Here is a 10742-nt window from a genome sequence, read left to right as displayed (position 1 = left end):
GTTCGGGCGCTTATCCTTTAAGCATGCACAACGCCAAACCCAATCTGGCATCGGCCTTGGTCGGGCACCTGCGCGCGCAGATCAGCGGCGGGGCCATTCCTCCGGGACAGAAGCTGCCCAGCGAGAACGAGCTGATCGCCGAGCACGGGGTATCGCGCACCGTGGTCCGCGAGGCCATTACCCGACTGCAGGCCGAAGGGCTGGTCTACACGCGGCGCGGCGCGGGCAGCTTCGCTTTGACTCCTCCACCGCCCGCCGAGCCTGCCGCTCAAGCACTGGTTCCGCGTACCGTCGAGGAACGCCGCCAGTTGATCGAGTACCGGGTGGGTTTCGAGACCGAGGCCGCCGCCGTCGCGGCCCGCTCCCGCACCGCGCAGGATTTGTCCGCAATGGACCAGGCCCTGCGGGGCTTCGAGGCTGCAGCGGGCAATGCGGCGGTGAGCATGAGCTGCGATTTCGAGTTCCACCTGGCCGTGGCCAGGGCTACCGGCAATCCCTACTTCGGCCAGGCTGTGGAGAATTTCGGTCCCTCCATGATCGCGATGCCGCGCGGCCGGCTGGATTCGGCCGACACGATCACCGCCGACCGGCTGGGTTCGGTGGCCGCAGAGCACCGCGCCGTGCGTGATGCCATTGCCTCCGGCGACCCGCACATGGCGGCCGCGGCCATGCGCATGCATCTGGGCAACTCCATGCTGCGGCTGCAATCCGAAGCGGGGCTCGGCCCCGCGCTTTAGGGCCGGGACGCGGAAAAGACCTCCGGCTGGCCGTGGCAGCTGCCATCAGCTCCATGTCGCCGAGAGGTCTTTCCTTCAAAGTTCCGTACCGGGCCTAGGTGATCACCAGGTCCAGTGCGAAGACCCCGAGCAACCCGAGTACCGCCAACGTCGTGGTGTAGGTGGTGCGCACCGCGAGCGCCTGCCCGACATTGAGGTTGAAATACTCCTTGAACATCCAGAAGCCCGGGTCGTTCACGTGGCTGAAGGCGATCGAGCCGCAGGCGGTGGCCAGCACCATCAGCTCAGGCGACGCTCCGGTGGCCGCGACCAGCGGTGCGGCGACGCCGGCGGCGGTCGATACCGCCACCGTAGCTGATCCCAGCGCGATGCGCAGGATCACCGCAATGATCCAGGCCAGGAACAGCGGGCTGAGATTCCACCCCGCAGTGGTGTCCGCAATGTAGTCGGCAATGCCGGCGGAAACCAGCACCTGCTTGAAGGCGCCGCCGGCGCCGATGACCAGCAGGATCATGGCCATGGCCCGCGCGGCCTCGCTCATCGACTTGGCGACCTGCGCCATGGAACGGTTGTTCAGCGGGCCGAAGGCGGCAATCGCCACCAGCAGGGCGATCAGCAACGCAATTTCCGCCGAGCCCAGCAGCGCGAGCACATCGTCGGCCTCCTCGCTCAGCGTCACGGTCATGCGCAGGATTTCCGAACCGGCAATCAGCACGATGGGCAGCAGCGCCACCAGGAAGGACAAGGCGCCCGAGGGCAGCTCGTCGTCGGCGAAGTCCTTTTCCGCGAGCAGCCCCGAGGGCATCTGCGGGTTCATCTGCCGCACGAAGGACAGCCGCGGCCAGGCCATCGCAATGGCCACACCGGCCGGAATGGCGATGAGCAGGCCGTAGGCCAGCGTCAATCCGACCGATGCGTTGTACAGCCCGGCCACTGCGGTCGGACCCGGGTGCGGGGGCAAGAAGGAATGCATGGTGGACAGCGAGATGGACATGGGCAGGCCCACCCACAGCAGGTTGACCTTGGTGGCGCGCACCAGGGTGAAGGCGACCGGCACCAGGATCACGAACGCGACCTCGTAGAACATGGTCACGCCGATCAGCATCGCGGAAATGATCATGGCCCACTGCACGCCACGCTCGCCGAAGACCGAGAGGATCTTGCGGGCAATGCGCTGCGCCGCCCCGGCGTCGCCCATGACGCGGCCAATCATGGCGCCTAGGCCGATGACGACGGCGGTGCTTCCCAGCTGCCCGCCCAGGCCCTCGGTGATGATCTCCGGGATGTCAGCGACGCCCGCGGGCTCGCCGTCCACGCTCAGCGATCCGGTGGCGACGGCCCAGAAGGCCACGAGGGTGGCGACGAGGATCAGGGCGATGAATCCGTTGAGCTTGAACCTCATCATGAGGATCAGCAGCACGACTACCGCCAGCGCTACGACAAGCAGGGGCATAAAGGGGCTCCGATCTGGGGAATACTTTGGAAAAGGGTGGAATCTCGGCATCGCGGGTGGCGGCGAGGGCTTGGGTTTACGTGAGCTGCCGCATATCGCCATGTGCCTGTAGTCACGTTAGTAAGCCGGGATCGCTCCCGTCCAAGACTCGATCCGCATGTTTTGATACCCAGCCGGCATCGCGTTGCGTGCCCGGGTGTCGGCCATCCCCGCGATCCCGCGACATTCCGGCACTCCGCGCCCGGTAGCGCATTCGGCTCGGCGTTTCGGCGCTCCCCGGGAACCGTTCATTGAGTGACGAGCCTCACAATAGTTGAAGCGCTGCAACCATTGAGGAGCCACCGGACCGTGGACGCGCAAAGGCCGCGGAAGGCTTCCATTGAAGCCGTCCGCGGCCTTTGGCAGCGGTGCGGTGGCGGGTCAGCCGGCCTTGACGGCCAGCACCGGATGCTGCGCCTGCAGCAGGATTCGCTGGGCGTGCGAGCCCATGATGAACTTGCCCACCTGGCTGCGCTGGCGCAGCCCGATGACGATCAAGGACACCTCGTGCTTCTCGGCCAGCCCCAGGAACTCCTCGGTCAGGTCATCACGGTAGCTGGACTCCACGATGCGAGCCTCGACTCCCGCCGCGGCGGCAGCTAGCAGCACGCGTTCCAGGTCCTCGGGCGAAGCGGTGTGCTTGTCCACCAGCGACCCCTCGCGCGAGGAGTTCACGATCAGCAACGGTTCGGCGCGCAGCTTCGCCTCGATGATGGCCGCGTCGACGGCGGCCTGCCCTACTGGGGTGGGGACGTATCCCACGATGATGCTCATGCGTTTTCCTTTTCCTTTACGGCCTGCACGGCCACCAAGCGGTTCTTGCGCTGATCGATGGCGGACTTGATCATCGGCCACACGGCCACGAACACGAACACCACCAGCAGCGTTGCGGAGATGGGTCGGGACAGGAAGCCCGAGGGGTCGCCTTCCAGCACCAGCAGGGATCGGCGCAGGTTGGATTCCAGCAGGCTGCCCAGCACGAACGCCAGCACCAGCGGGCCGGGCTCGAAACCGAATTTCTTCATCAGGTAGCCCACGGCGCCGAACATGACCACCAGCATCACGTCGAACATGGAGTTGCGGATGGTGTACGCGCCCAGCAGGGTAATCAACGCGGTGATCGGCGCCAGGATCGCGGCGCGGATGCGCAGGATCCGCACGAATACCCCGATCAGCGGGATCGACATGATCAGCAGCAGGATGTTGCCGATATACATCGAGTTCACCACGCCCCAGAACAATTCCGGGTCATTGGAGATCAGCTGCGGGCCGGGGGTGACCCCCTGGATCAGCAACGCCCCGAAGATGATCGCCATCGTCGCATTCGCAGGAATGCCCAGAGTCAGCAATGGGATGAACGAGCTGGTCGCCGCCGCATTGTTCGCGGTTTCCGGTCCGGCGACACCCTCGATCGCCCCCTTGCCGAAGCGCGTAGGGTCCTTGGCGGTCTTCTTCTCCAGCGCGTAGGAGGCCAGCGAGGAGATCGTCGCGCCGCCGCCGGGCAAGATGCCCAGGAAGAAGCCGAGCACCGACCCGCGGCCGATCGCCCCGGAGGCCTGCTTCAGGTCCTGGCGCCGCGGCCACACGTTGGCCACCTTCAGCGGGGCGGACACGGCCCGGTGCCGCTCCTCCAGGTTGTAGAGGATCTCGCCCACGCCGAACAGGCCCATGGCGATCGGCACGAAGTCGATCCCGTCGGCCAGCGACAGGTTGCCGAAGGTGAAGCGCTCGGCCCCGGTGAAGCCATCGCGACCCACCGTGGCCAGGAACAGGCCCAACGCCGCGGCGATGATCGCCTTGATCTTGGAGCCTCCGGAGATGGTGGCCACCAGCAAGATGCCCAGCAGCGCCAGCGCCGTGTACTCCGGCGGGCCGAAGTCCAGCGCGAAACTGGCCACCAGCGGAGCCAGGAAGGTCAGACCCACAATGGCGATCGTGCCGCCAATAAACGAGCCGATGGCGGCAATGCCCAGTGCGGTGCCGGCCCGGCCCTGCTTGGCCATGACATAGCCGTCGAAGACCGTCACCACCGAGCTGGCCTCGCCGGGAAGGCGCAGCAGCACCGAGGTGATCGTGCCGCCGTACTGGGCACCGTAGAAGATGCCGGCCAGCATGATGATGGCGGTCACCGGCTCGACACCGTAGGTCAACGGCAGCAGGATCGCGATCGTGGCCGCCGGGCCCAGGCCCGGCAGCACGCCGATCAGCATGCCAATGACAACGCCGAGCAGGCAATACAAGAGGTTTGTGGGGTCCAGGACGGTGCCGAAGCCGTCCAGGACTGGTCCGAAGAAGTCCATGGGAGTCAACCTTTAATTGCGACTTAGAACAGTCGGGGAATCGTGGTGCCGAGCGCGGCAATGAAGATGGCGTAGAAGGCCACGACCACCAGCACCGAATACAAGGCGGCAGAGCGCCAGCGCTCACCGCCCAGCCAGCGCATCCACACGAAGCACAGCAGCAGCGCGGGAATCTCGAAGCCGATCAGCGGCATGAGCACCACCATCAGGATCAGGGTGGCGAAACCAATGACGGTGTACCAGCTCATGGCACTGAACTTCTCCCCGTCCTGCCCGCCGCGCCTGCCCACGATGAGCTGCACCACGGCCATGACGGCGGCAATCAGCGTGACGATGAAGGGCCACATCCCGGCGCTGGGCGCCGCGGGGGTGCCCAGCCCCAGGCCAACGGACAGCGCCATGCCGGCGCAGCCCAGCGCGAGCACCACCAGGCTGGAGGCAAGGTTCGCCACCGGTCCGGCCGGTTCCGGTGCCTCGGCTTCCCACTGGGCGGCGAGTTCCTCCGGGGTCAGCGCCTCGGGCGACGAATCGTCCTCGGGCTGCACCGGGCCGGATTTCGCGCGGGGCGCGGCGGGCACCGGCGGGCGTTCAACGTGTTTGGCTTGCATGATGTCCTCCTGTGCTTGAAGTGTTCCGGATCAGCTGGCTGCCGGGAGGCTACTTGCCGGCCAGCGAGATGTCGTACTCATCGGTCAGTTCCTTGTACTTCGCGGCCAGCTCATTCCATTCGGCGGTGACTTCCTCGCCGGAAATCTCGTTCGGAGTCAGCATGTTCTTCTCGTTGAACGAGGTGTAGGTGTCCGTGGCTACCGCGTCCTTGATGGAGGCCACCAGCTTCTGCTTGGCGTCATCGCTCAGGCCCTTCGGGGCTGCGATGGCGCGGTACTGGGAGACCGGGACTTCATAGCCTGCCTCGATGGCGGTGGGCACATCGGGAAGGAACTCATTGCGCTCGGAGGAGAAGACCACGATCGGGGTGACGGTGCCGGCGTCGATCTGCGGCTTGGCTTCGCCCAGCTGCACTGTGGAGACCTGTACCTGGTCGCCCATGACGGCGGTCAGTGCCGGGGAACCCGAGTCGAATGGTACTGTGGTGCCTTCGATGCCCGCCTGGGCCAGGATCAGTTCCTGGGCCAGCTGCGAGCCGGTGCCCACGCCGGTAGTGCCGAAGGACAGCTTCTTGCCGCTGTTCTTGATGTCATCGAAGTTCTCCATCCCCGACTTGGTGCTGGCTACCATGACGTAGTCATCCTGACTCAGTCCCATGAGGACATCGAGGTCATCGAGCGAAACCGCCTCGTCCGCGGATACCGCCAGCGGGGTAATGGTGATCAACGAGGCGTTGAGCAGCACGAGGTTCTGCCCGTCCGGGGCCATGGCCGCCACTTCTTCGGTGGCCAGCGCGCCGTTGGCGCCCGGCTTGTTCACCACGGGCAGGGCCACGCCCAGGGAATCCGCCATGCCGTCCGCCGCGGCGCGCGCGATCAGGTCGGTGGAGCCGCCAGGCGCCTGGCCGACGGGCAGGGTGATGGGGCCGCTGGGGAATTCGGCGGAGGCCGAGCCCCCGCCGACGTTGCCGCCGCAGGCGGAAAGCGCTAGTACCGCGCCAGTGGCCGAGAGGGCGAGCAGCGAGCGGCGAGTCAAGCGATTTTTCATGGGAAGTTCTCCTGTGGTGTCGAGTGTGGGACCCCGGCCGAGGCCTCGAGTGAGACAGCTCACCTTGCTGGTCTTGGAGTCAAGCGTAGAAACTTGAAGTGATGCATGTCCAAGGTTGAATGTGCATAGAATGATTCCAGAAAGGTATCAAATGTTTACTCTGGACCAAGCACGCAGTTTCGTTGCCGTTGCCGAGGAATTGCACTTCGGCCGTGCCGCCGAGCGGCTGAACATGACTCAGCCGCCGCTGAGCCGGCAGATCCAGAAACTCGAGCGCACGGTCGGCGTGGAACTGCTCGAGCGCGACAACCGCCGCGTGGCCCTCACCGCGGCGGGCCATGCTTTCCTCCAGGATGCCCGCCGGCTGGTCGTGGCCGCCGAGCGTGCCCCGGACAATGCCCGCCGCATCGCCGCCGGCCAGCTGGGCGAGCTGCGCATCGGCTTCACCGCGGCCTCGGGCTTCAGCCTGCTCGGCCCGCTGCTGGGAGAAATCTCCGCGCAGATGCCGCAGGTGCACCTGGAGCTGTCGGAAATGGTGACCGGCGAGCAGGTCGACGCCCTGCTGGACGGCGACATCGATCTGGGCTTAGCCCGCCCGCCCTTCGACGAGAAGCTCTTCGAATCCGCACTGCTATTAACCGAGGGGCTCTACGTGGCAGTGCCCTCCGGCCACCGGCTGGCCCGGCTGCAGCGGGAGGTATTGTTCGATGACCTGCGCAACGAACCGCTGATCATGCACTCTCCCACCAAGGCCCGCTACTTCTACGACCTGGTGGTGCGCCGCGTCGACATCGAGCACAAGAACGTGCGCCATACCGTCAGCCAGGTGCTGACCATGCTCGCGCTGGTCTCCGCCGGGCGCGGTATTGCTTTCGTCCCGGAGAGTGCCAAGCTGCTGGGCGTGGGCGGGGTCAGCTACCTGCGGCTTGGCGAGGTTACCGACGATCCGGTGCAGCTGCACGCCATCTGGAGCAAGTCCTCGCGCAATCCGGCGCTGGAACGGGTGGTCTCGATCGTGCGCCACGCGCTGCACGCTGAATGATGCACACTGGGTATCAAACAATACAAATATGGCCTTGGACAGGCATCATAGAGGGTTCCTAGGCTGAGGGTAATACCAATGCACCGCCCCCAGCTTTCCCGCCTCGCCTGATGCGGGAACCAGTCAAAGGAACAAACCATGGCCCAGTACACCCCCGCCGAACTTGCCTCCAAGCTCAAGGACGGGTTGCTCTCCTTCCCGGTCACCGCATTCGACGCGAACCTGGAAATCGACGAGGCCGCGTACCGCAACCACCTGGCCTGGCAGTCCAGCTTCGACGTCGCGGGACTGTTCGCCGCCGGAGGCACCGGCGAAGGCTTCACGCTGACCCCGGCAGAGGCCTCGCGTGTGGTCCGCATGGCAGTGGAAGAAGCCGGCTCCAAGGTTCCGGTGCTGGCCTCGGCCGGCGGTTCGACCAAGCAGGCCATCCAGAACGCGCAAGACGCCGAGGCTGCAGGGGCCGAGGGCCTGCTGCTGCTGCCGCCGTACCTGACTGAATGCGACCAGGAAGGGCTCTACCAGCACGCGTCGGCCATCTGCGCATCGACGACGACCGGCGTGATCGTCTACAACCGCGCCAACGCGATCTATTCGGCGGACACCGTGGCCCGGCTAGCCGATAACCACGAGAACTTCATCGGCTTCAAGGACGCGCTGGGCGACATCGAGCACCTGACCAAGGTGTACGCCAAGAACGGCGACCGCCTGTTCTACCTGGGCGGGCTGCCTACCGCGGAGACCTTCGCGCTGCCGCTGCTGCAGCTGGGCATGAGCACCTACTCCTCGGCCATGTACAACTTTGTCCCGGAATTCGCGCTGGACTTCTACAAGGATGTGCGCGCCCAGGACCTGACCGCGGTCAACGAGAAGCTGAACCGCTTCGTGCTGCCGTACCTGGAAATCCGCGACCGCGTCAAGGGTTACGGCGTATCCATCGTCAAGGGCGGGCTGAAGGCCATCGGCCGCGACTCCGGCTCGGTGCGCCCGCCGCTGCAGGATCTGACCGAGCAGGACCTGGCGGACCTGTCCGCGCTGATCCAGCAGGCAGGCATCGTTCCCGCCGGCGCGAGCCTCTGACCAGCACTGGCACTTTACGACACACCAATCAGTCGACTCAGGAGCAATTCATGAGCACAACCACGCAGAACCTCACCGGCCAGTCCATCCTCGCCGGCGCCAGCACCGAAGGCAACGGGCGCAAGGTCAACGGCTATAACCCGGCGACCAACGAGCGCCTGGAACCTGCCTACAGCCTCATCGATGAGCAGCAGCTGAAGCTGGCCACCGCTGCGGCGGCCGAGGCCTTCGAGTCCTTCCGGTCCTTGGAACCGTCGAAGCACGCAGAGTTCCTGGAAGCCATCGCGGAGAACATCGAGGCAGTGGGCGCCGAACTGGTCGCTCGCGCCATGGCCGAAACCGGCTTGCCCGAGGCGCGCCTGACCGGCGAGCGCGGACGCACCACCGGTCAGCTGCGGCTGTTCGCGCAGGTGGTGCGCCAGGGCGACCAGCACGGCGTGCGCGTGGACCCGGCCCTGCCCGAGCGCACCCCGGCCCCGCGCGTGGACATCCGGCAGCGCAAGATCCCGGTGGGCCCGGTCGCGGTGTTCGGCGCGTCGAACTTCCCGCTGGCGTTCTCCACCGCCGGCGGCGACACCGCCAGCGCGCTGGCTGCCGGTTGCCCGGTGGTCTTCAAGGCCCACAATGCGCACCCCGGAACCAGCGAGATTGTTGGCCATGCCATCAGCAAGGCCGTCGCCGACTTCGGGCTGCACCCGGGAGTCTTCTCACTGGTTTATGGCCCCGGCGCGTCGATCGGCCAAGCCCTGGTGAAGGATCCGGTCATCAAGGCCGTGGGCTTCACCGGCTCGCGGGCCGGCGGCACCGCCCTGATGGCCGCCGCGGCCGCGCGACCGGAACCCATCCCGGTGTATGCCGAGATGAGCTCCATCAACCCGGTGATCTTCTTCGAGGGAGCATTGGCTCAGGATCCCGTTGCGCAGGCCAAGGCCTACTTGGCTTCTGTTGTCGGTTCTTCCGGGCAGCTGTGCACCGCACCGGGACTCGTCTTTGTTCCCACCGGAGCTGCCGGCGACGCATTCGCCCGCGCCGTCAGCGGCCAGGCACCGGAAACTTCCGGGCAGACGATGCTCACCGAGGGAATCTACAATTCCTGGACCGCTGGTGTCCAAGCGCTCGGCAGCCAGGACGGTGTCGAACTGCTGGGCCGTGGCACCGAAGGGGCAACCGAGAACGCTCCGGCACCAGCCATCTACACCGCTGGAGTGGAGCAGCTGCTGGCCAACCCGGTGCTGCAAGACGAAATCTTCGGAGCCGCCTCGCTGGTGATTCGCTACGCCGATGCCGCACAGCTGCAAACGGCGCTGGGCCGGCTGGAAGGCCAGCTCACCGCCACCTTGCAGCTGGACGATTCGGATCACGAAGCCGCAGGGCAGATCATCGGGACGCTGGAAACCAAGGTCGGGCGCATCCTGGTCAACGGATGGCCAACCGGTGTGGAAGTGGGCCACGCGATGGTGCACGGAGGTCCATTCCCGGCAACGTCCGACCCGCGGACCACCTCAGTGGGCACCCTGGCCATCGAGCGCTTCCTGCGCCCGATCGCCTACCAGAACTTCCCGGACGCGCTTTTGCCCAAGCCCATCGCGGAAGACAACCCGTGGAAGCTGACCCGCCGGATTGACGGCGTCCTGCAGGCGAAAGGCGAATAATCCATGACTTCCCAGCCCACCATTGCCTCGGTGAAGGTCATCCCGGTCGCCGGGCATGACTCCATGCTGCTGAACCTCTCCGGGGCGCACGGGCCGTTCTTCACCCGCAATATCGCCATCATCACTGACTCCGAAGGCCGCACGGGCCTCGGCGAAGTGCCCGGCGGCGAAGCGATCCGTTCGACCATAGAGGAGGCCGGCACACTGATTACCGGCGCCCCTGTGGCGACTTACCGTTCGCTGCTGCGCCAGGTGGCAGCCCGCTTCGCAGACCTCGATTCCGGCGGACGCGGTGCACAGACCTTCGATTTGCGCACCACCGTGCACGCAGTCACCGCACTTGAGTCTGCACTGCTGGATCTGCACGGCCAGTTCCTCGGAGTGCCGGCGGCCGAACTGCTCGGCGACGGGCAGCAGCGCGACGCGGTTCCGATGCTCGGCTACCTGTTCTACGTGGGCAACCCGGATACGACGGATCTGCCGTATCTGCGCGAACCGCAGGGCAACGACGATTGGGAGCGCTTGCGCCGCGAGGAAGCCATGACACCAGAAGCCGTGGTGCGCCTGGCCGAGGCGGCTCAGGCCCGTTACGGGTTCAAGGATTTCAAGCTGAAGGGCGGCGTCCAGGACGGGGACTCCGAGGTCGATGCTGTCATCGCTTTGAAGGAACGCTTCCCCGAAGCCCGGATCACGCTTGACCCCAATGGCGGCTGGCTGCTCGAAGATGCTATCCGGCTTGGCAAGCGCATGCGCGGAGTGGTGGCCTATGCCGAGGATCCGTGGGGG

The 10742-nt window shown here is 65.9% G+C and carries 9 protein-coding genes and 1 pseudogene; 5 read left to right on the top strand and 5 right to left on the bottom strand.

What is annotated here, in order from left to right; translation table 11 throughout:
- Positions 1-23 precede the first annotated feature (23 nt).
- Positions 24-737: a FadR/GntR family transcriptional regulator gene (locus ACNPN0_RS10590; RefSeq protein WP_105656288.1), complete on the top strand. Its 714-nt coding sequence runs from the start codon at positions 24-26 to the stop codon at positions 735-737.
- Positions 738-831: 94 nt separating this feature from the next.
- Here ACNPN0_RS10590 and ACNPN0_RS10585 read toward each other — a convergent pair whose 3' ends face one another.
- From ACNPN0_RS10585 to ACNPN0_RS10565, 5 genes are all read right to left on the bottom strand, one after another.
- Positions 832-2190: a GntT/GntP/DsdX family permease gene (locus ACNPN0_RS10585; RefSeq protein ID WP_400341237.1), complete on the bottom strand. Its 1359-nt coding sequence runs from the start codon at positions 2188-2190 to the stop codon at positions 832-834.
- Between the two features lie 420 nt (positions 2191-2610).
- Positions 2611-3003 (bottom strand): universal stress protein, encoded by a 393-nt coding sequence (locus tag ACNPN0_RS10580; protein ID WP_105656286.1) that lies wholly within the window; start codon positions 3001-3003, stop codon positions 2611-2613.
- On the bottom strand, positions 3000-4529 hold the full coding sequence (locus ACNPN0_RS10575; RefSeq protein WP_105656285.1) for a tripartite tricarboxylate transporter permease: 1530 nt from the start codon (positions 4527-4529) through the stop codon (positions 3000-3002). Before ACNPN0_RS10575 ends, ACNPN0_RS10580 begins: the two co-directional genes overlap by 4 nt.
- 23 nt (positions 4530-4552) lie before the next feature.
- Positions 4553-5137: a tripartite tricarboxylate transporter TctB family protein gene (locus ACNPN0_RS10570; protein ID WP_448937722.1), complete on the bottom strand. Its 585-nt coding sequence runs from the start codon at positions 5135-5137 to the stop codon at positions 4553-4555.
- A gap of 49 nt (positions 5138-5186) precedes the next feature.
- Positions 5187-6185: a Bug family tripartite tricarboxylate transporter substrate binding protein gene (locus ACNPN0_RS10565; RefSeq protein WP_448938900.1), complete on the bottom strand. Its 999-nt coding sequence runs from the start codon at positions 6183-6185 to the stop codon at positions 5187-5189.
- A 151-nt stretch (positions 6186-6336) separates the two neighbouring features.
- Here ACNPN0_RS10565 and ACNPN0_RS10560 point away from each other — a divergent pair, with 151 nt between their 5' ends.
- From ACNPN0_RS10560 to ACNPN0_RS10545, 4 genes and pseudogenes are all read left to right on the top strand, one after another.
- Entirely contained in the window at positions 6337-7227 is an 891-nt protein-coding gene (locus ACNPN0_RS10560; RefSeq protein ID WP_105656282.1) for a LysR family transcriptional regulator, read from the top strand.
- A gap of 138 nt (positions 7228-7365) precedes the next feature.
- Positions 7366-8304: a 5-dehydro-4-deoxyglucarate dehydratase gene (gene kdgD / locus ACNPN0_RS10555; protein ID WP_400341242.1), complete on the top strand. Its 939-nt coding sequence runs from the start codon at positions 7366-7368 to the stop codon at positions 8302-8304.
- 50 nt (positions 8305-8354) lie between these two features.
- Entirely contained in the window at positions 8355-9956 is a 1602-nt protein-coding gene (locus ACNPN0_RS10550; protein WP_105656280.1) for an aldehyde dehydrogenase (NADP(+)), read from the top strand.
- 3 nt (positions 9957-9959) lie between these two features.
- Positions 9960-10742: pseudogene (locus ACNPN0_RS10545) on the top strand (enolase C-terminal domain-like protein); the annotation flags it as partial.

This window comes from Glutamicibacter sp. AGC84 (assembly GCF_053543575.1).
Note: the sequence above shows the minus strand (reverse complement) of the source record. Positions and strands in the feature narration are given on the sequence as shown.

What these genes read in the sequence shown, in the direction of transcription:
- ACNPN0_RS10550 (WP_105656280.1), top strand. Translation starts at nt 8,355, where the DNA reads ATGAGCACAACCACGCAGAACCTCACCGGCCAGTCCATCCTCGCCGGC.
- ACNPN0_RS10585 (WP_400341237.1), bottom strand. Translation starts at nt 2,190, where the DNA reads ATGCCCCTGCTTGTCGTAGCGCTGGCGGTAGTCGTGCTGCTGATCCTC.
- ACNPN0_RS10565 (WP_448938900.1), bottom strand. Translation starts at nt 6,185, where the DNA reads ATGAAAAATCGCTTGACTCGCCGCTCGCTGCTCGCCCTCTCGGCCACT.
- ACNPN0_RS10560 (WP_105656282.1), top strand. Translation starts at nt 6,337, where the DNA reads ATGTTTACTCTGGACCAAGCACGCAGTTTCGTTGCCGTTGCCGAGGAA.
- ACNPN0_RS10580 (WP_105656286.1), bottom strand. Translation starts at nt 3,003, where the DNA reads ATGAGCATCATCGTGGGATACGTCCCCACCCCAGTAGGGCAGGCCGCC.
- ACNPN0_RS10590 (WP_105656288.1), top strand. Translation starts at nt 24, where the DNA reads ATGCACAACGCCAAACCCAATCTGGCATCGGCCTTGGTCGGGCACCTG.
- ACNPN0_RS10575 (WP_105656285.1), bottom strand. Translation starts at nt 4,529, where the DNA reads ATGGACTTCTTCGGACCAGTCCTGGACGGCTTCGGCACCGTCCTGGAC.
- kdgD (WP_400341242.1), top strand. Translation starts at nt 7,366, where the DNA reads ATGGCCCAGTACACCCCCGCCGAACTTGCCTCCAAGCTCAAGGACGGG.
- ACNPN0_RS10570 (WP_448937722.1), bottom strand. Translation starts at nt 5,137, where the DNA reads ATGCAAGCCAAACACGTTGAACGCCCGCCGGTGCCCGCCGCGCCCCGC.